Raw genomic sequence first — 18461 nt, forward strand, 5'->3', positions numbered from 1 at the left:
TTTGACGTGAAGGCATGGCGCGTGCACGAGAACGGCGAGCCGCGCGAGGCGATGCGCCTCGACGAGGTCCCCACCCCCGAGCCGGGTCCCGGCGAGGTGCTGCTGCGGGTACGCGCCGCCGGGGTCAACTTCCCCGACGCGATGCTCTGCCGGGGCACCTACCAGATCCGGCCGCCGCTGCCGTTCACGCCCGGCGTGGAACTGTGCGGCGAGGTCGTCGCCGTCGGTGAAGGGGTCACGGATCTGGACACCGGCGCCCGCGTCATCACGCCGGCCGCCCTGCCGCGCGGCGCCTTCGCCGAATACGCCGTCGTCCCCGCCGCCGGGGTGCTGCCCGCGCCCGAGGCCCTGGACGACGCCGAGGCCGCCGCCCTCCACATCGGCTACCAGACCGGCTGGTTCGCCCTGCACCGCCGCGCCGCCCTCAGGCCCGGCGAGACCCTGCTCGTACACGCCGCCGCGGGCGGTGTCGGCAGCGCCGCCGTCCAGCTCGGCAAGGCCGCGGGCGCCACCGTCATCGGTGTCGTCGGCGGCCCCGACAAGGCCAAGGCCGCCCGTGAACTCGGCGCCGACATCGTCGTGGACCGGCACGCGGAGGACTTCGTCGCCGTCGTCAAGGAAGCCACCGCCGGACGCGGCGCCAACGTCGTCTTCGACCCCGTCGGCGGCGACTCCTACACCAAGTCCACCAAGTGCGTCGCCTTCGAGGGGCGCATCGTCGTCGTCGGCTTCGCCGGCGGCACCGTCCCCGCGCCCGCGCTCAGTCACGCCCTCGTCAAGAACTACGCCATCCTCGGCCTCCACTGGGGGCTCTACAACACCCACGATCCGGTGGCGGTCCGCCAGGCCCACGAGGCGCTTTCCGAGCTGGCGGCTTCCGGGGCCGTCCGCCCCCTCGTGAGCGAGCGGGTGGCTTTCGACGGCGCCGCCGAGGCCGTCCAACGCGTCGCGGACGGCAAGACGGTGGGCCGCCTGGTGATCCGCCCCTGACCGGGGCCGCGCCTGACCTGGGCCGCGCCTGACCGGGGCCGAGCGGGGGCGCTGGGGTCACCCCCGGCGCCCCTCAACGCACGCCCTTACGGGGCCACGTACTTCTTCAGCTCGCGGCGCGCGAGTGAGCGCTTGTGGACCTCGTCGGGTCCGTCCGCGAGCCGCAGGCTACGGGCCGCGGCGAAGAGCTGGGACAGGGGGAAATCCTGGCTGACGCCGCCGGCGCCGTGGACCTGGATGGCGCGGTCGACGATGCGCTGGACGGCGACAGGGGTGGCGATCTTGATGGACTGGATCTCGGTGTGGGCGCCCTGGTTGCCGACGGTGTCCATGAGCCAGGCCGTCTTGAGCACGAGGAGCCGCAACTGCTCGATCTCGACGCGGGCTTCGGCGATCCACTCCTGGACCACGCCCTGGGCGGCGAGCGGCTTGCCGAAGGCGACGCGGGAGGCGGCGCGGCGGCACATGAGTTCAAGAGCGCGCTCGGCCATGCCGATCAGCCGCATGCAGTGGTGGATGCGGCCGGGGCCGAGCCGGGCCTGGGCGATGGCGAAGCCGCCGCCCTCCTCGCCGATCAGGTTCGCGGCGGGCACGCGCACGTCGTGGAAGACGACCTCGGCGTGACCGCCGTGGTCGCCGTCGTCGAAGCCGAACACCCGCATGCCGCGCCGTACTTCGATGCCGGGGGTGTCGCGCGGCACGAGGATCTGGCTCTGCTGGCGGTGCCGTTCGGCGTCCGGATCGGTCTTTCCCATGACGATGAAGATCGCGCACTTGGGATTCATCGCCCCGGAGATGTACCACTTGCGGCCGTTGATCACGTACGAGTCGCCGTCCCGTACGATCCGCGTCTCGATGTTGGTGGCGTCGGAGGAGGCGACGTCCGGCTCGGTCATCGCGAAGGCGGACCTGATCTCCCCGGCGAGCAGCGGCTCCAGCCACTCCTTGCGCTGGGCGGGGGTGCCGAATTCGCTGAGGACTTCCATGTTGCCGGTGTCGGGAGCGGCGCAGTTGAGGGCGGGCGGGGCCAAGTGGGGGCTGCGGCCGGTGAGTTCGGCGAGCGGCGCGTACTGGAGGTTGGTCAGTCCCGCGCCGTGCTCGCCGGGCAGGAAGAGATTCCACAGGCCCTGCCGCCTGGCCTCGGCCTTGAGGTCCTCCACCACGGGCGGCGCGGTCCACCGGTCGTCCCCCGTGGCCTCGGCGCGCTGCTCGGCGAAGACCGGCTCGGCGGGGTGGACGTGCTCGTCGAGGAACGCGGTCAGCCGCGACCGCAGTTCCTCGGTACGGGTGTCGAAGGCGAATTCCATGGCTGCTCAGCCTTCCTTCCGGGGGGAGTCCTGCGAGGGGCGCGGCCGGGCCTGCCGCTCGGCGTGCCGCCGGAGCCGGTCGAGGCCGCGTTCGATGAAGTGGGGGACGATGCCGCCGATCCGGTCGAATCCGGCGCCGATCGTCTGCCCGAGGGTGTAGCGGTAGTGGATGCCCTCGGAGATGACGGCGAGCTTGTAGCAGGCGAAGGCCGTGTACCAGTCGACGGTCGACACGTCGCGGCCGGACCGCTCGGCGTACCGCTGGAGGAGTTCCGCCTCCGACGGGTGGCCGGGCGCGCCGCCCGCCGCCTGGATGGGGAAGTCGGAGGCGATCTGCGGCTCGCTGTAGACCAGCAGCAGCCCGAGGTCGGTGAGGGGGTCGCCGAGGGTGGACATCTCCCAGTCCAGGACGGCGGTGAGCCGGTCGGCGGTGTCCACCAGGACGTTGTCCAGCTTGTAGTCGCCGTGGATGACGGCGCCGCCGGGGGAGTCGGGCAGGGCCGCGCCGAGCGCGGCGTGCAGCGCGTCGATACCGGGCAGTTCGCGGCTGCGGGAGGCGTCGAGCTGCTTGCCCCAGCGGCGCAACTGCCGTTCCAGATAGCCCTCGGGGCGGCCGAAGTCACCGAGCCCGACCGCCGCTGGGTCCACCGCGTGCAGGTCGACCAGCGTGTCGACCAGCGCGAGCACGACCTCGCGGGTCCGCTCGGCGCCCAGCTCCCTGAGCTGGCTCTCGGTGCGGAAGGGGGTGCCCTCGACGAATTCCATGACGTAGAACGGCGCGCCGATCACCTCGTCGTCCTCGCACAGCAGCACCGTGCCGGGCACCGGCACCGGGGTGGCGGCGAGCGCGCTGATCACCCGGTGCTCGCGCGTCATGTCGTGCGCGGTGGCCAGGACGTGCCCGAGCGGCGGTCTGCGGACGACCCATTCGGCGGCGCCGTCGGTGACCCAGTAGGTGAGGTTGGACCGGCCGCCCTCGATGAGCTTGCCGCGCAGGTCGCCGCCGACCAGCCCCGGCCGCTCCCGGTCGAGATGGGCGCGCAGCCGGCCCAGATCGAGACCCGGGGGGTTGTCGGTATCGCTCATGCCGTCTCCTCGTCACCGTCGTGGCTGCGGAAATCGTACCGACCAGTCGGTATGTCGTCCAGCTCTTCGCTCTCCCCGTCGCGTCCCGTCCGTCACGTCCGCGCCTGGGAGGCCGCATTGACGGCCGTGGCCACCGCACCTACGCTCTGGACCTATGGGTGAACGTTATTCACATATGCAGACAGCAGATCGCTCCGCCGCACTCGTGATCACCGAGGTGCGGCTGACCCCCATCCTCATCGCCGATCCGCCGCTGCTCAACACCCAGGGTGTCCACCAGCCCTACACCCCCCGCCTCATCATCGAGGTCGTCACCGCCGACGGTACGGCCGGGGTGGGCGAGACCTACGGCGACACCCGCTATCTCGACCTCGCCGCGCCCCTGGCCCGCGCGTTGCCCGGCCACCCGGTCAGTGATCTGAACGGGCTGTTCACCCTCGCGGAAGAGGTCTGCGGCGACCCGGCCGACGTCTCCGACTCCGTCGACGTCGGCGGGCTGCGCGGTGTGCAGACCGCCGACAAGCTGCGGCTGTCGGTCATCTCCGGCTTCGAGGTGGCCTGCCTCGACGCCCTCGGCAAGCACCTCGGCCTGCCGGTGCACGCGCTGCTCGGCGGCAAGGTCCGCGACGCCGTCGACTACAGCGCCTACCTCTTCTACCGGCTCGCCGCCCACCCCGAAGGGCAGGGCGAGGCCGACGACTGGGGCCCGGCCCTCGACCCGGAAGGCGTCGTCGCGCAGGCCCGCCGCTTCGCCGACACGTACGGCTTCGGTTCCTTCAAGCTCAAGGGCGGTGTCTTCCCGCCCGACGAGGAGATCGCCGCCGTACGCGCCCTGGCCGCCGCCTTCCCCGGCCGTCCGCTGCGCCTCGACCCCAACGGCGCCTGGTCGGTGGAGACCTCGCTGTACGTGGCCCGCGAGCTGGGCGAGGTGCTGGAGTACCTGGAGGACCCGGCCAGCACCACCGACCGCATGGCCCAGGTGGCGAGCGGCACGCGGGTGCCGCTGGCGACCAACATGTGCGTGACGACCTTCGCCGAGATCCAGGACGCCTTCACGCGCGGCGCCGTCCAGGTGGTGCTCTGCGACCACCACTACTGGGGCGGCCTGCGCAACACCCAGCAACTCGCCGCGATCTGCCGCACGTTCGGCGTGGGACTGTCGATGCACTCCAACACCCACCTCGGCATCAGCCTCGCCGCCATGACCCATGTCGCGGCCACCGTGCCCAACCTCGACTACGCCTGCGACTCGCACTACCCGTGGCAGACCGAGGACGTCATCACCCGCCGCCATGTCTTCGCGGACGGCCGCCTCGCCGTCAGCGACCTCCCCGGACTCGGCGTCGAACTCGACCAGGACGCGCTCAAGGCGCTGCACCAGCGCTGGCTCGACGACGACGGCGCCATGCGCGACCGCGACGACGCCGCCGCGATGCGCAGGGCGGACCCGGACTGGCGGACGCCGCCCGTGCCGCGCTGGTGACCTACGCGTGTGGGGCGGCGGACCGTACGGTTCGCCGCCCCACACGCGTGAAGACGCCGGCCAGCGGCGTCAGCGCCTCACAGCACCAGCGACAGCAGCATGACGAAGCCCAGCGCCACCACCGAGATCACCGTCTCCATCACCGACCAGGTCTTGAGGGTCTGCGGGACGTCCATCCCGAAGTACTCCTTCACCAGCCAGAATCCGGCGTCGTTGACGTGCGAGAAGAACAGCGAACCGGCGCCCACCGACAGCACCAGCAGCGCGGTGTGCGAGGAGGACATGCCCTCGGCCAGCGGCGCGACGAGACCGGCGGCCGAGATGATCGCCACCGTCGCGGAACCGGTCGCGACCCGGATCAGCACCGCGATCAGCCAGGCGAGCAGCAGCGCCGAGATGTGCCAGCTCTTGGACCAGTCGAGGATCATCTGACCGACCCCGCAGTCGATCAGGGTCTGCTTGAAGCCGCCGCCCGCGCCGACGATCAGCAGGATGCCCGCGATCGGGCCGAGCGAGGCGTCCACGGTCGAGGAGATGCGGTCCTTGCTGAAGCCGGCGGCCCGCCCGAGGGTGAACATCGCCACGACCACCGCGGCCAGCAGCGCCACCAGCGGCGTACCGATGACGTCGAAGATCCGGTACGTCAGGCTGCTCTGGTCGTCCACGATCACGTCGGCCAGGGCCTTGGCGAGCATCAGCACCACCGGCAGCAGCATCGTGCAGGTCGTCGCGGCGAAGCTCGGCCGCCGCTCCAGGTCGTCGGAGGCGCGCGCGGGCGTCATCCGCTCCGGCGGGGTCACGTCCACCCAGCCCGCGGCCACCCGGCCGAAGAGCGGACCCGCGATGGCGAGCGTGGGTATCGCGACCAGGACGCCGAGCGCGAGCGTGATGCCCATGTCGGCGTGGATGGCGCCGATCGCGGCCAGCGGGCCGGGGTGCGGCGGCACCAGACCGTGCATCACCGACAGACCGGCCAGCGCCGGGATGCCCAGCCGGATCAGCGACTGACCGCTGCGCTTGGCGACCAGCAGCACCACCGGGATGAGGATCACGATGCCGATCTCGAAGAAGAGCGGCAGGCCGACCAGACCCGCGATCAGGGCCATCGCCCACGGCAGCCGTTTCTCGCTGGTACGGGCCAGGATCGTGTCGACGATCTGGTCCGCGCCGCCGGAGTCGGCGAGCAGCTTGCCGAGTATCGCGCCGAGCGCGATCAGGGTGCCGACGCTCGCCACGGTCGAGCCGAGGCCGGTCGAGAAACTGGTGATCGTCTTGGCCAGCGGCGCGCCCGCGACCGAGCCGAGCACACCGGAGCCGATGGTCAGGGCGAGGAAGGCGTGCACCTTCCAGCGGGTGATCAGCAGCACGATGACGGCGATACCGGCCAGGGCGGCCAGTGCCAGGCGGGTGTTGCCCGCGTCGGTGATCGGGGACGGATCGGCGGCCAGCAGCTCCACGCTGAGTGCGGACACGGAGGACTCCAGGGGGAAGGACGGGAACAGAAGGGAGGGGGGAAGGGGGTACGAACGAGCGAGCGGGCGGGGTCAGTGCGGCGGCGTCAGCGGGGTACGGCGGCGAGCGCGCGGTCCGCGATCTCCTGCGGGCCGCCCTCGATCGTCACGACCGCGCCCGCCTCGTCCGGCTCCAGCGGCTCCAGCGTCGCGAACTGCGAGCGCAGCAACTCGGACGGCATGAAGTGCTGCATCCGCGCGGCCAGCCGGGAGGCGATCAGCTCCGGGGGCCCGTCCAGGTGCAGGAAGAACAGGTCGGGCGCGCCCTGCCGCAGGTGGTCGCGGTAGCGGCGGCGCAGGGCGGAGCAGCTCACCACCCCGCCCTTGCCCTCGCGTTGCGCGATCCACGCGCCGATGGCGTCCAGCCAGGGCGCCCGGTCGGCGTCGTCCAGCGGGTGACCGGCCGACATCTTGGCGATGTTGGCCGCCGGGTGGAAGTCGTCGGCCTCGGCGTACGGGACGCCCAGCCGTTCCGCCAGCAGGCCGCCGACGGTCGACTTGCCCGAGCCGGAGACCCCCATCACGACGACGACGGGGGAGTGCGGTGGGCGCGGGGAGCTGGTCATGCGCTCGAACCTCCTTGTGCAAGCGGTCGGGGACACTCAACGCCATAGGTACTACTTATTCAAGAGTCTGTGATGTAAAAGTCACACGACTGTGCTGCCGCATAAGCTGTCCTCATGCCTCAGCAGGAAGCACCGCGGGATGACGCCGGGGGTCTGCACGCCCGTCTTCTGGCCGAGCTCGGCCCCGCCATCGCCTCGGGCGACTACCCGCAGGGCACGGTTCTGCGCATCGACGAACTGGAATCGCGCTACGGCGTCTCGCGCACTGTCGTCCGCGAGGCGGTCCGGGTCCTGGAGGCGATGCACCTCGTGGAGTCCCGCCGCCGCGTCGGCGTCACCGTGCTGCGCAGCGAGGAGTGGAACGTCTTCGACCCGGCCGTCATCCGCTGGCGCCTGGCCGGCGCCGACCGCCCCCGCCAACTGCGCTCCCTCACCACCTTGCGCACCGCCGTCGAACCGGTCGCCGCCGGGCTCGCCGCGACCGCGGCCGATCCTGCCCAGTGCCGCGAACTCACCGTGCTGGCCGCCGAGATGGCCGCCGCCGCCCGCGCCGCCGACCTCGACGCCTACCTCGTGCACGACGTCGCCTTCCACCGCGTCGTCCTCGACGCGTCGGGCAACGAGATGTTCGCCCGCCTCGGCGACGTCGTCGCCGAAGTCCTCACCGGCCGCACCCGGCACCATGTGATGTTCTCCGAGCCCGACCCCGCCGCCGTCACCCTCCACGTCCGCGTCGCCGAGGCGATCCGCTCCCGCGAAGCCGCCGCCGCCGAGGACCTGATGCGCGAGATCTGCGTGGGCGCCCTGCACGAGCTGGACATCCTGGCGCCCTGAAAATCCGTTTACCCGCACGGCCCGGCAGTGCTGCACTGGTACGCGTGACCGCTCGCCAGCCCGCCCCGCCGCAGCCCTTCCGCTGGACGCTGTCCTCGTACGAGGGCCGCCCGCCGGACCGGCTCGGCACGCTCGCGGACGGCTCGGAAGCCGTACGGCTGTGGCACCTTCCCGCGCTCACGCAGTGCACGGGCAAGGTACTGGCCCGCTCCCGCGCCGCCGACCTCCGCTTCGTCGGCCGCTCGCTGGACAGCATGTACGACCTGCTCACCGGCGCGTTGGAACACGCCGACCGTCCCGGCGGCCTCCTGCGGCTCCCCCTGTCGATCCGCCGGTCCGCCCGCCTCGCGCAGCCCCAGCGGGAGCGCTTGCGCGAGCACCTGGCCGCGGCGGGCCTCGAACCGCGCGCCCTGGCCCGCCGCAAACGCCCGCTGGCCGTGGTCGACGTGGTCCACAGCGGCTCCACCTTCGACGCGCTCCACCGCGAACTGGCCGCGTGGATCGCCGAGAGCCGAGAACCCTGGTCGGTGATCCGCCGCAAGCTGCGCTACGTCGGGGTGACGCCCCGCGGCAAGAGCAGCCCGAACGCCGACCGCTGGCAGCAGTCGCCCGATTCCGCCCGTTGGGTGCGGACGCTGCCCGCGGGACACGTGGTCAACGTGTCGCTGCCCTGGCCCGAATGGGGCTGGTACGGCAATGCGCAGCCCAAGCTCAACGGCACCTTTCCGCCGAGCCGCTGGTTCGACGAGGACGCGGACACACCCTGGTACCACCAGGCGCTCCCGCAGGCGCTGGCCGAGTCGCTGGCGCTGGTGGAGGCCGGCCGAAGCCGTACCGTGCGGGACGGACTCGTGCGGACCGTCGCGGGCGAGCCGGGCTTCGCCGACCGGGAGGTACGGGCGCTGGTGAGCGTGCTGCGACGACGCTGAAGGCCGCGGCGGGCGCGCCTCACCACACCAGCGCCGCGCCGAACACCGCGAGCGCCACCGTGCAGCCCACCACCGCGACGGCGGCGCCCGGCGCCATCACGGCCGGGTGCGGCGCGCCGCCGAGCTGCTGAATCCTGCGATGCGCCAGCCGGAGGAAGGCCAGGAAGGCGAGGGCCGTCAGAGCGATGGCCACGGCGGGGAGCGCCCCGCCGTCGTGGTGCAGCACCTGCCGCCCGGCCAGTACGGCCGTGACCGCGCAGGACAGCGTGGTGCGCCGCCACGCCAGCCGGGTACGTTCCGGCTGGAGGCCAGGATCCCGGTCGTCACCGGGTCGGCTGCCGACTCGCGACGGCCCGCCGTCCGGGTGGTCGTGGCTCATCCGGCCCAGCCGAAGAGCACCACGCACACCATCGCGACGGCGATCACGGCGATGGCGACGGCGAGCAGCGCGGGAAAGCGGGAGACGGGCAGGTCGGCGCCGCGGCGCATGGCGCGTTCGCAGCGGGCCCAGTGGTTTACCGCGCGCAGCGTGCAGGCGACGCCACCGGCCAGCAGGACGAGCGCCAGCGACACCCGTACCCAGTGCGCGAGGTGGTCGGTGAGGAACTGGTCGACGGCGAAACCGCCGCCGATCAGGGCGAGCGCGGTGCGGATCCAGGCGAGGAAGGTCCGCTCGTTGGCCAGCGAGAAGCGGTAGTCGGGGGTCGTGCCCTCGTCCCGCACGCGGGCCGGGGCGAACCACAGACGTACGGAATCCCGCGCGGCACGCAGCCGCGCGGGCAGCTCCTGGGCGAAAGCGCTCACACGTCCACACTAACGACCAGGTCGCGAGCGGGCGCGGGCGGTCGCGTCCGGCGCGTACCGCGGCATGAACCACACCCGTGTGACGCACCCACCCCAGGGGGGGCCTGCGGCAGGCGGACGGCGCCGCGTACTGGCCCGCCTTCGCCGTCGCCGCCGACCGCGCCTCGGTCATCGCCGGTCTGCTGGTGGCGGGTTGAGCCGTCGGGCGGTCAACTGCCGTGCTTCGCACGCCAGTCGAGCAGTCTGCGGTAGCCGTCGAGACCGTCCGGCACCCACTCCCACTCGGTGAGCCTGGCGGCCAGCTCCTCGTCGGTGAGGAAGGTGTGCCAGGCCACCTCCTCGGCCTGCGGAGCGACCGGGAGTGTGCACCGCACCTGGTAGACCGAGGACCACCACGTACGCGGGCCGTCCTCGTAGAGGAATCTGAACAGCGGCTCGGGGCGCGGCAGCCCGCTCACCCCCAGCTCCTCCTCCGCCTCGCGCAGCGCCGCCTCCTCGTAGGACTCGCCCGCGCCGACGACACCGCCGACGAACATGTCGTAGAGGGAGGGGAAGACCAGCTTCTCCGCGGTGCGGCGGTGCACGAAGATCCGGTCCTCGGCGTCCCTGGCCAGGATGAAGACGCAGCGGTGCCGCAGGCCCCTGGCGTACGCCTCGCCGCGCGGCGACCTGCCGACGACCCGGTCGTGCTCGTCCACGATGTCGATGATCTCGTCGGCGGACAGCGGGGGTCGCGGTGCGGGCTCGTTCATGGAGCAGATTCAACCACCGGCCGCCGGACCTGCCCCGGGCGCGCCCCCTGGTGGTCTTGCGCGGCGCGGGCACCGGCAAGATGATCGTGCCGGTCGGTGAGACGGGGGAGTGACGGGAGTGTGGGATGACGGCACACCAGGCGCCCCGGGTACCGCAGGCACCCCAGGCGCGGCAGGGCCGGCGGGCACCGCAGGCGCAGCGGGAGCGCGGGGCGCCGCTGCGGATCGCGAACTGCTCCGGCTACTACGGTGACCGGCTGTCGGCCGCCCGCGAGATGGTCGAGGGCGGGCCCATCGACGTGCTCACCGGCGACTACCTGGCCGAACTGACCATGCTGCTGCTGTGGAAGGCGCGGCAGCGCGACCCGGACGGCGGCTACGCGGTCTCCTTCCTCGCCCAGATGCGCGACGTGCTCGGCACCTGTCTGGAACGTGGTATCAAGGTCGTGGTCAACGCGGGCGGCCTCAACCCGGCGGGACTGGCCGCCAAACTCGCCGAGTTGGCCGCGGTCGGCGGCCTGCACCCGTCCGTGGCGTACGTCGAGGGCGACGACCTGCTGGACCGGCTGCCCGAACTCCAGTCCCGCGGCCACGACTTCGCGCACCTGGCCACCGGCCGCCCGCTGGCGGGCTCCGGCGTCGAGCCGGTCACCGCCAACGTGTACCTCGGCGGCTGGGGCATCGCGCGGGCGCTGCGCGGCGGCGCCGACGTGGTGATCTGCGGCCGGGTCACCGACGCCTCGCTGGTCGTCGGGCCCGCCGCCTGGGCCTTCGAGTGGGCGCTCGACGACTGGGACCGGCTGGCGGGCGCCGTCACCGCGGGCCACATCATCGAGTGCGGCACCCAGGCCACCGGCGGCAACTACTCCTTCTTCACCGAGATCCCCGACCCGGTGCACCCCGGCTTCCCGATCGCCGAGATCCACCCCGACGGCTCCAGCGTCATCACCAAGCACCCCGGCACCGGCGGCGCCGTCACCATCGGCACCGTCACCGCCCAACTCCTGTACGAGATCGGCGGACCCGGCTACCTCAACACCGACGTGGTGGCCCGCTTCGACACCGTCCGACTCATCCAGCAGGGCCCCGACCGGGTCTCCGTCGGTCCCGTCGCGGGCGAGCCCGCGCCCGACACCCTCAAGGTCTGCCTCAACCACCGCGGCGGCTACCGCAATTCCGCGACCTTTGTGCTCACCGGCCTCGACCTCGACGCGAAGGCGGACTTCGCCGAGGCCGCCCTGCGCGACGCGACCGGCGGGCCCGGCCGCTTCGCCGGGTACGACCTGCGGCGCGAACACGGCGGCGAGGCCGACCGGTTGACGCTCACCGTCAAGGACCCGGACCTCGACACCGTCGGCCGCGGCTTCTTCACCGACGTCGCGGGCTCCGCGCTGGCCGGCTACCCCGGGCTCTACCTGGAGCACGCCTCGCCGCGCCCCACCGAGTACGGCGTGTACTGGCCCGCGCTGGTGGCCGCCGCCGAGGTCAGCGCCGTGACCGTGCTCGCCGACGGCACCCGGCTGCCCGTACCGCGCCCGCCGCACGGCGCCACCGACCTCCGGGAGGGGCGGCCGGGTCCGGTGCCCGACTCCGGTCCCGTACCGCCGCCGCTGGTGTCGCCGGTCACCGGACCCGCGCCGCGACAGGCGCGGACCGGGCCGCCCGAGCCCTTCGGCCGGACGGTACGGCTGCCGCTCGGGACCGTCGTCGGCGCGCGCTCGGGGGACAAGGGCGGCGACGCGAACGTCGGGCTGTGGGCGCGGGACGACGAGGGGTACGCGTGGCTGCGCGCGTATCTGGACGTACCCCGGCTGCGGGCCCTGCTGCCGGAGACCGCGCCGCTGCCGGTGAGCCGCTGGGAACTGCCGAATCTGCGCGCGGTGAACTTCGTCGTGCACGGGCTGCTCGGCGACGGCGTCGCGGCTTCGACCAGAGCGGATCCGCAGGCCAAGGCGCTGGGGGAGCGGCTTCGGGGATGCCTCGCGGACGTGCCGGAAAAGCTGGTGGATCTTTTGCAGAGCCAGTACACGCCGTTGCCCAAGCGGTGACATTCGTGGAGTCATGATGGGAATCGTCCGAGGGCGACGGGCCCGCGGGGGTAGTGAAGGGCGGTCCCCATGGACGGCGACATCCTGCGCAAGGCGATCTTTCTGCTGCGTGAGTGCCACGAGTCGGAGCAGCAGGTCGTGACCAGGCTCAAGGACTACTTCCCCGGCCTGACACTCGGCGACCGGGAGATGTACGTCAGCGAGGCCCGCGACCTCGTGCACGGCATCCACCCCGCCCACTCCGCGCCGCCCGCCCGGTAACCCGCCCGGCCCCTGGCCCCCGGCCCTGGCCCCCCCGGCCTCGGGGTTCCTGCCGTCCGGGGCCGACGGACCCCCTGACCCGCGCGACCGCCCGGTCCCCTCCTCGCTTCGGGCGGTCGCGCGCGGCATGATCGGCACCATGAGCAATCTCGACAGGACGCCCGCCGCCACCCACTGCGGCGGTCGCGCCGACGTCCGCGCCGCACCGGTCCGCGACCTGCTCACCGGCCGTACCGTCCAGCTCGGCGAGAGCACCGAGGTACGGCGGCTGCTCCCCAACCTCGGACGGCGCATGGTCGGCGCTTGGTGCTTTGTTGACCATTACGGGCCCGACGACATCGCCGAGGAACCCGGCATGCAGGTGCCGCCCCATCCGCACATGGGCCTGCAGACCGTGAGCTGGCTGCACGACGGCGAGGTGCTGCACCGCGACAGCCTCGGCAGCCTCCAGACGGTACGGCCCCGCGAGCTGGGCCTGATGACCTCGGGCCGGGCCATCGCCCACTCCGAGGAATCACCCCGCGACCACGCCCGCTACCTGCACGGCGCCCAGCTCTGGGTCGCCCTGCCCGACGCCACCCGCGACAGCGCGCCGTCCTTCGAGCACCACCCCGTACTCCCCGAGGTCACCGGCGGCGGCGGACTCCACGCCACCGTCATCCTCGGCGGCCTCGACGGCGCCACCTCGCCCGGCACGATCCACACCCCGCTCGTCGGCGCCGACCTCACCCTCGCCGCCGGTACCGACGCCCGGCTCCCGCTCGACCCCGACTTCGAGTACGCCGTCCTCACCATGTCCGGCGAATCCCACGTCGACGGCGTCACCCTCACCCCCGGCTCCCTGCTCTACCTCGGCTGCGGCCGCCGCGCACTCCCCCTGCGCGCCGACACTCCCGCCTCCCTCATGCTGCTGGGCGGCGAGCCCTTCGCCGAACGCGTCATCATGTGGTGGAACTTCGTCGCCCGCACCAGCGAGGAGATCACCGAGGCCCGTACCGCCTGGCAGTCCGCCACCCGCTTCGGCGAGGTCCACGGCTACGACGGCGAGCGGCTGTCCGCACCCGGCCTTCCGCCGGGCCCGCTGAAGGCGCGCGGCCGTACCCGCTGACCGGGCGGGGGCCGCTGCGAGCGGCGGCCCGGCGGGGGAACGGCACAGGGCCCCTGCCCGGCGGGAGCGCGCCGGGCAGGGGCCCTGGGGGGAGCGGGGGTCAGGACGCGGAGTGGTCCTGGGCCGCCTTCTGGACGTACTCGTCGGTGTACGTCTTCGACAGGTCGATCGTCTTGCCCTTCACGGTCGGGTCGACCGCGGTCAGGACGCGGAGCACCGTCTGCGGAGCGTCGGCCGGCATCTGGCCGGTCGGGTTGTACATGCCCATCTCATTGGCCAGCGCCTGGACGTACTGGTCCTTGCCGCTGCCGGAGTAGAAGTCGGCCGGGACCTGCTCGGTGATCTCCGCGGCCGAGTGGGACTCCATCCACTGGAGCGTCTGGTAGACGGCGTTGACCATCTTCTGGACGGTCTCCTTGTGGCTGTTGGCCCAGGCCGTCTGGACGGTCAGCGCGGTGCCCGGGTACGGGCCGCCGAGCGCGGCCTTGGTGCCCGCCGCGGTGCGCATGTCCGCGATGATCGTCCCGAGCTGCTTCTTGAGCAGCGTCGAAATGGTCGGCTCGGTGGTGACACCCGCGTCGATCCGGTCGTGCTCGAAGGCCGCCACGAAGGTGGCACCGGCGGCCACCGCCACCAGGTGGGTGTCGGCCATCGCGATGTTGTTGTGGATCGCGAGGTACGAGGCGATGGTGGAACTGGCGGAACCGAGCGAGGTGACGCCGACGTTCTTGCCCTTGAGGTCCGCGGGCGTCTTGATCGACGGCGCGTTCGTACGGGCCATCTCGACCATGCCGGGCGCCTGGAGGAGCTGGACGACCGCCTGGGTGTCCTTGCCCTTGAGCTGGAGCTTGAGGTTCGAGTCGTAGAAGCCGATCATGCCCTGCGCGTCACCCTTGAGCAGCGCGTCGGAGACCTGCGGCGTGCCCTGGAGGTTGGCGATCTTCACGTTCAGGCCCTGCTTCGTGAAGTAGCCCATCCGCTGCGCCAGGATCAGCGGGAGGTAACTCTGGTTCGCCTGGTTCGACAGGGCGATCGTCACCGTCTGCAGCGACCCCGCGCTCGCCGCGTCGGTGGTCTTGTCGGACTTGCTGTCCGAGCAGGCCGTCACGCCTGTCGCCAGGACTACCGTCGCGGCTGCGAGAACGATCTTCTTGTGCCACATGTGCGTTGTCTTCTCCTCGGAAGCGGGTGGGTCGTGCGCCGTCTCGGGTCGTGCCGCGGGCCGCGAGTCGCCGCGGGGCGGTTGACCGTCGGGGGGATGGCGGAAGGGGCGGGGATGGCGGGAGTCCCGGAGGCCGTCCAGGTCACGGCGGTGCTGTCGCCGGTCATGGCGGTCACGCCTCCGCTCCGGACTTCTGCGGACGCGGCTGCCAGCTCAGCAGCCACCGCTCGAGCAGCGAGATCAGTCCCTCGGCCGCCAGCGCGAACGCGGCGGTGATGACGAGTCCCGCGTAGACCCCGTTGGGATCGAAATTGGCCTGCGCCTGGAAGATGAGCAGCCCGAGGCCCTGCTGCGCCCCGAGCAGTTCGCCCACGATCGCGCCGGTGATGGCGAAACCGAAGGCCACGTGCAGGCTGGTGGTGATCCAGCTCAGCGCGGACGGGACGACCACGTGCAAGGTCACCCGGGTGTTGCTCGCGCCGAGGATGCGGGCGTTGGCGAGGAGATTGCGGTCCACCTCGCGGGCGCCCTGGAAGGCGTTGAAGAACACGCCGAAGAAGACCAGTACCGCGGCCAGCATGACCTTGGAGCTGATGCCGAGACCGAACCAGATCGCGAACACCGAGCCCAGGAGGATGCGCGGGATCGAGTTCAGGGTCTTGATGTAGGGCGCGAAGACATCGGCCAGGAAGCGCAGCCGGCCCAGCACGATGCCGAGGACGACGCCCAGGGTGACCCCGATGCCGAAGCCCAACAGGGTCTCCTGCAACGTCACCCACACCTGGTCCCACAGCGGTCCCTGCGACGTACCGTTGCGCACCCAGTCCCACAGCTTCGAGCAGATGCCCGACGGCTTGCCGGAATAGAACGGGTCGACGATCTCCGTCGAGGCGAGCACCTGCCACAGGCCGATGAACGCGGCGAGGACGGCGGCCCTGACAACGTTGACCCACACGCGGCGCCTGGCCCGTTGTCGCTTGGCCAGCGCGGCGCGGGCCGCTCCGGCGTCGCTCTTCTGCGGCTCGGGTCGCGCGAGGATCTCGTCGGTCGCCGACCCGGTCGCGGTGTCGGTCTTCATAGGCTCATGCCTCTTCCGTACGGATGGTTCAGGCCGCCGATTCCGGCGTCACGGTCTCGGCCGACGCGGTCTCGGGCCGCGCGGCCGTGCGGGAGTACGCGAGCTGCACCTCGTCCCGCAGCGCCTGCCAGACCCGTTCGTGGAGTTTGACGAATTCGGGAGTGTGCCGGATCTCGCGGGGATTGCGCGGCCGGGGGAGATCGATCTCGAACTCCTCCTTCACGGTGGCCGGCCCCGCCGTCAGGACCACGACCTTGTCGGCGAGCGAGATCGCCTCCTCCAGGTCATGCGTGACGAACACGACCGAGGGCCGGGTGAGGTCCCAGAGCGAGAGCAGTTCGTCGGACATGATCTGACGGGTCTGCACATCGAGCCCGGAGAAGGGCTCGTCCATCAGCAGCACCCGCGGCTCGTTGATCATCGTCTGCGCGAGTGCCACCCTCTTGCGCATTCCGCCGGAGAGCTGGTGCGGGTGGTACCGCTCGAACCCCGCGAGGCCCACCCGGCGGATCCACTCGGCCGCGGCGGCGTGCGCCTCCTTGCGGGACGCGCCCCGGAAGCGCGGGCCCGCCGCGACGTTGCCGATGACGGTCTTCCAGGGGAACACCGCGTCCGTCTGGAAGACGAACCCGACGTCCTTGCCTATGCCCTCCACCGGACGCCCGTCGACGAGCACCTCACCGCTGTCCGGCCGTTCCATGCCGGAGATCAACGAGAGAGTCGTCGATTTCCCGCATCCGGTGGGACCCACGACCGCGGTGAACTCTCCGGGCCTGACGGTGAAATCGATGTTGCGCAGGACGTCATGATTTCCGCCCTGCGGGGTACTGAAGGACTTGCACACGTCGCGCATCGCGATAGGCGATGTCGTCGGTTGCGGCGATTTGACTAGACCATTGCTGTGCCCGTGCTGGGATTCGCTTGCCACGCGAGTGAGGCTGCCAGAACCGACGGGCAGACACCAACCTCGTCGAACATGGGTGCATTGACTTAAGCGTCCGGAGGCCGCTGACCTCACTCTCCGTCGACGTCGTTGTCCGGAGAAATTCCCTCTAGTGCCTCTTTCTCCCGACTATTCATAGTGGGTTAGACGCGGAGGGTTCTCCAGGGGTAGCTTCTGGCGAATGACGTTTCGCCATCTCGACATATCGCCTGAAACGCATCTTCCCGACCGGCTCGCACTGCGCATGCTCGTGGAGACTTTCCGGCCGGATGTGATGGACCGGCTCGTGGACAAAACCGAGCGCCGAGAGCGCCGCAGGCGTCTCCTGCCCGCACAGCTCATGATGTATTTCGTTCTGGCGATGTGGCTCTTCGGGGCCTCCTCTTATGAGGAGGTGCTCGCCAAGCTCACCGGCGGTCTGCCCGAGATGTTCCCGGGCGCCGGTGTCGGCGGGTCGGGTGACGTGGCCAGCGCGGCTGCCATCGCGCGGGCCCGCATGCGGCTCGGCGTCGAACCCCTCAAGGCGCTCTGCGGTCACCTCGCCGACGCCGCGGGCCACGGGACACGGCTGGACGGCGAGCGGGTCTTCGTCTACGAGAGCGTCGCGATGGAAGTGCCGGACACCCCCGCGAACCGGGCCGGTTACAGCTCCCCCGACACCACGGCGCCGCAGTTGGACAAGCACCGCTCGCTCGACGTGTGGGTGTCCTCGCTCACCGACTGCCGGCTGCGCGTCTCAGCGGTCGCGGCCATCACGCCCCGGGCGGAGGAAGGCGCCGAGGGTCTGCTCGCGCAGTGGCCGGACGACCTGCTCGACAAGCGGTCGTTGGTGGTCGGCGACGAGGAACTGATCCCGGTCGCGCTGTGGTCGGCACTGGCCGAGGCCGGCGCCGACCAGATCTGGCGCTCCGGCGGCCCCGGACCCGCCCCGTACTCACTGCCGGTGATGCGCGAACTCCCCGACGGCTCCTACCTGTCGGAACTGGCGACGGACGCCGGTCCCGGCGAAGGTCCGGGGTCGGGGACCGCGGTCCGGGTGGTGCCGTGCGGCGACCGCACGGCCGCGCGGTCCGCCGGGGCGGGACCGGCCCCTGGCGCTCCGCTGCTGGTCACCTCGGTTCTCGACAGCACGGTGTCGGCCGACGAGATCAGGGCCCGCTACGAACGGGCGGCCGTCGCGAGCGGTGACGGCGTCGCCCACTTCGTCGAGCAGATCACCGGGCCACGGGTGCTATTACGGTCGAAAAGCCCCGAACTCGTGCAGCAGGAAATATATGCCCTCCTGTGCACCTATCATGCCGTCGGGCACCTGGTGTCGCCGCCGCTTTCGGTGGGTCCGATTTCGACCGATCCGACCACTGGACTGGGGGAGTGGGCGGCGGTGAGGCCGCGTTAAGTCAGTAGCGCAACCCTTTGCTCCTGCGGGCACGCGTGTGCTGCAATAAAGTCCCCGCAGAGGGCGTCGAAGTGAACAGACACAAAGAGCCTCCGACCTGGTATGCAGTGGTATGCGGTCGGAGCCGAACGTCTCATCGCGGTGAACCGGATAATCAAGCGTCGCCGCGCCATGCGGTGGCGTTATGAGGGTTAAGGGTTAGT

18 protein-coding genes are annotated in these 18461 nt (G+C 71.6%); 8 read left to right on the plus strand and 10 right to left on the minus strand.

What is annotated here, in order from left to right; all coding sequences use genetic code 11:
• Window positions 1-6 precede the first annotated feature (6 nt).
• Entirely contained in the window at window positions 7-990 is a 984-nt protein-coding gene (locus BGM09_RS24280) for an NADPH:quinone oxidoreductase family protein (protein ID WP_188283813.1), read from the plus strand.
• 86 nt (window positions 991-1076) lie between these two features.
• Here the strand turns inward: BGM09_RS24280 and BGM09_RS24285 are convergent, their stop codons facing one another.
• On the minus strand, window positions 1077-2297 hold the full coding sequence (locus tag BGM09_RS24285; protein WP_188283814.1) for an acyl-CoA dehydrogenase family protein: 1221 nt from the start codon (window positions 2295-2297) through the stop codon (window positions 1077-1079).
• A 6-nt stretch (window positions 2298-2303) separates the two neighbouring features.
• Window positions 2304-3383 carry a phosphotransferase family protein gene (locus BGM09_RS24290; RefSeq protein ID WP_188283815.1) on the minus strand — a complete coding sequence of 360 codons (1080 nt, stop codon included), beginning with the start codon at window positions 3381-3383 and terminating at the stop codon, window positions 2304-2306.
• A gap of 175 nt (window positions 3384-3558) precedes the next feature.
• Here BGM09_RS24290 and BGM09_RS24295 point away from each other — a divergent pair, with 175 nt between their 5' ends.
• The gene (locus BGM09_RS24295; RefSeq protein ID WP_188283816.1) at window positions 3559-4866 is read left to right on the plus strand and encodes a glucarate dehydratase family protein; all 1308 of its coding nucleotides are present in this window, start codon (window positions 3559-3561) and stop codon (window positions 4864-4866) included.
• Between the two features lie 77 nt (window positions 4867-4943).
• Here the strand turns inward: BGM09_RS24295 and BGM09_RS24300 are convergent, their stop codons facing one another.
• Both BGM09_RS24300 and BGM09_RS24305 read right to left on the minus strand, forming a co-directional pair.
• On the minus strand, window positions 4944-6338 hold the full coding sequence (locus tag BGM09_RS24300) for a gluconate:H+ symporter (protein ID WP_188283817.1): 1395 nt from the start codon (window positions 6336-6338) through the stop codon (window positions 4944-4946).
• Between the two features lie 86 nt (window positions 6339-6424).
• Complete coding sequence (locus tag BGM09_RS24305) at window positions 6425-6943, minus strand: gluconokinase (RefSeq protein ID WP_188283818.1); 519 nt, start codon at window positions 6941-6943, stop codon at window positions 6425-6427.
• A 114-nt stretch (window positions 6944-7057) separates the two neighbouring features.
• Here BGM09_RS24305 and BGM09_RS24310 point away from each other — a divergent pair, with 114 nt between their 5' ends.
• Together BGM09_RS24310 and BGM09_RS24315 are read left to right on the plus strand one after the other, a co-directional pair.
• Window positions 7058-7777, plus strand: a complete 720-nt coding sequence (locus tag BGM09_RS24310) for a FadR/GntR family transcriptional regulator (protein ID WP_188283819.1) — start codon at window positions 7058-7060, stop codon at window positions 7775-7777.
• Between the two features lie 44 nt (window positions 7778-7821).
• A complete protein-coding gene (locus BGM09_RS24315) occupies window positions 7822-8706 on the plus strand; it encodes a hypothetical protein (RefSeq protein ID WP_188283820.1) in 885 nt (294 codons plus the stop codon).
• 19 nt (window positions 8707-8725) lie between these two features.
• Here BGM09_RS24315 and BGM09_RS24320 read toward each other — a convergent pair whose 3' ends face one another.
• The 3 genes from BGM09_RS24320 to BGM09_RS24330 all read right to left on the minus strand — a co-directional run bounded on the left by BGM09_RS24320 (window position 8726) and on the right by BGM09_RS24330 (window position 10262).
• Window positions 8726-9085 (minus strand): DUF202 domain-containing protein, encoded by a 360-nt coding sequence (locus BGM09_RS24320; RefSeq protein ID WP_188283821.1) that lies wholly within the window; start codon window positions 9083-9085, stop codon window positions 8726-8728.
• Window positions 9082-9477: a YidH family protein gene (locus BGM09_RS24325; protein ID WP_188283850.1), complete on the minus strand. Its 396-nt coding sequence runs from the start codon at window positions 9475-9477 to the stop codon at window positions 9082-9084. Before BGM09_RS24325 ends, BGM09_RS24320 begins: the two co-directional genes overlap by 4 nt.
• Window positions 9478-9719: 242 nt before the next feature.
• The gene (locus BGM09_RS24330; protein WP_188283822.1) at window positions 9720-10262 is read right to left on the minus strand and encodes an NUDIX domain-containing protein; all 543 of its coding nucleotides are present in this window, start codon (window positions 10260-10262) and stop codon (window positions 9720-9722) included.
• Window positions 10263-10387: 125 nt separating this feature from the next.
• Here BGM09_RS24330 and BGM09_RS24335 point away from each other — a divergent pair, with 125 nt between their 5' ends.
• The 3 genes from BGM09_RS24335 (at window position 10388) to BGM09_RS24345 (ending at window position 13679) form a co-directional block, all read left to right on the plus strand.
• Window positions 10388-12310, plus strand: a complete 1923-nt coding sequence (locus BGM09_RS24335; protein WP_188283823.1) for an acyclic terpene utilization AtuA family protein — start codon at window positions 10388-10390, stop codon at window positions 12308-12310.
• Window positions 12311-12379: 69 nt separating this feature from the next.
• Entirely contained in the window at window positions 12380-12571 is a 192-nt protein-coding gene (locus BGM09_RS24340) for a hypothetical protein (RefSeq protein WP_188283824.1), read from the plus strand.
• Between the two features lie 139 nt (window positions 12572-12710).
• Complete coding sequence (locus tag BGM09_RS24345; protein ID WP_188283825.1) at window positions 12711-13679, plus strand: pirin family protein; 969 nt, start codon at window positions 12711-12713, stop codon at window positions 13677-13679.
• Between the two features lie 100 nt (window positions 13680-13779).
• Here the strand turns inward: BGM09_RS24345 and BGM09_RS24350 are convergent, their stop codons facing one another.
• The 3 genes from BGM09_RS24350 to BGM09_RS24360 form a co-directional block, all read right to left on the minus strand.
• Window positions 13780-14841: an ABC transporter substrate-binding protein gene (locus BGM09_RS24350; RefSeq protein WP_188283826.1), complete on the minus strand. Its 1062-nt coding sequence runs from the start codon at window positions 14839-14841 to the stop codon at window positions 13780-13782.
• Between the two features lie 172 nt (window positions 14842-15013).
• A complete protein-coding gene (locus tag BGM09_RS24355) occupies window positions 15014-15919 on the minus strand; it encodes an ABC transporter permease (protein WP_188283827.1) in 906 nt (301 codons plus the stop codon).
• Window positions 15920-15947: 28 nt separating this feature from the next.
• Window positions 15948-16772: an ABC transporter ATP-binding protein gene (locus tag BGM09_RS24360; protein ID WP_188283828.1), complete on the minus strand. Its 825-nt coding sequence runs from the start codon at window positions 16770-16772 to the stop codon at window positions 15948-15950.
• A 271-nt stretch (window positions 16773-17043) separates the two neighbouring features.
• Between BGM09_RS24360 and BGM09_RS24365 the strand changes: the two genes are divergently transcribed.
• Window positions 17044-18258, plus strand: a complete 1215-nt coding sequence (locus BGM09_RS24365) for a transposase domain-containing protein (RefSeq protein WP_188283829.1) — start codon at window positions 17044-17046, stop codon at window positions 18256-18258.
• Window positions 18259-18461: the final 203 nt, after the last annotated feature.

This window comes from Streptomyces sp. CBMA29, from assembly GCF_014596445.1.
Classification (GTDB): domain Bacteria; phylum Actinomycetota; class Actinomycetes; order Streptomycetales; family Streptomycetaceae; genus Actinacidiphila.

Coding starts and splice junctions, on each gene's coding strand:
- BGM09_RS24290 (WP_188283815.1), bottom strand. CDS start 3,383: ATGAGCGATACCGACAACCCCCCGGGTCTCGATCTGGGCCGGCTGCGC.
- BGM09_RS24330 (WP_188283822.1), bottom strand. CDS start 10,262: ATGAACGAGCCCGCACCGCGACCCCCGCTGTCCGCCGACGAGATCATC.
- BGM09_RS24340 (WP_188283824.1), top strand. CDS start 12,380: ATGGACGGCGACATCCTGCGCAAGGCGATCTTTCTGCTGCGTGAGTGC.
- BGM09_RS24355 (WP_188283827.1), bottom strand. CDS start 15,919: ATGAAGACCGACACCGCGACCGGGTCGGCGACCGACGAGATCCTCGCG.
- BGM09_RS24335 (WP_188283823.1), top strand. CDS start 10,388: ATGACGGCACACCAGGCGCCCCGGGTACCGCAGGCACCCCAGGCGCGG.
- BGM09_RS24360 (WP_188283828.1), bottom strand. CDS start 16,772: ATGCGCGACGTGTGCAAGTCCTTCAGTACCCCGCAGGGCGGAAATCAT.
- BGM09_RS24310 (WP_188283819.1), top strand. CDS start 7,058: ATGCCTCAGCAGGAAGCACCGCGGGATGACGCCGGGGGTCTGCACGCC.
- BGM09_RS24305 (WP_188283818.1), bottom strand. CDS start 6,943: ATGACCAGCTCCCCGCGCCCACCGCACTCCCCCGTCGTCGTCGTGATG.
- BGM09_RS24365 (WP_188283829.1), top strand. CDS start 17,044: ATGACGTTTCGCCATCTCGACATATCGCCTGAAACGCATCTTCCCGAC.
- BGM09_RS24345 (WP_188283825.1), top strand. CDS start 12,711: ATGAGCAATCTCGACAGGACGCCCGCCGCCACCCACTGCGGCGGTCGC.
- BGM09_RS24295 (WP_188283816.1), top strand. CDS start 3,559: ATGCAGACAGCAGATCGCTCCGCCGCACTCGTGATCACCGAGGTGCGG.
- BGM09_RS24350 (WP_188283826.1), bottom strand. CDS start 14,841: ATGTGGCACAAGAAGATCGTTCTCGCAGCCGCGACGGTAGTCCTGGCG.
- BGM09_RS24285 (WP_188283814.1), bottom strand. CDS start 2,297: ATGGAATTCGCCTTCGACACCCGTACCGAGGAACTGCGGTCGCGGCTG.
- BGM09_RS24320 (WP_188283821.1), bottom strand. CDS start 9,085: ATGAGCCACGACCACCCGGACGGCGGGCCGTCGCGAGTCGGCAGCCGA.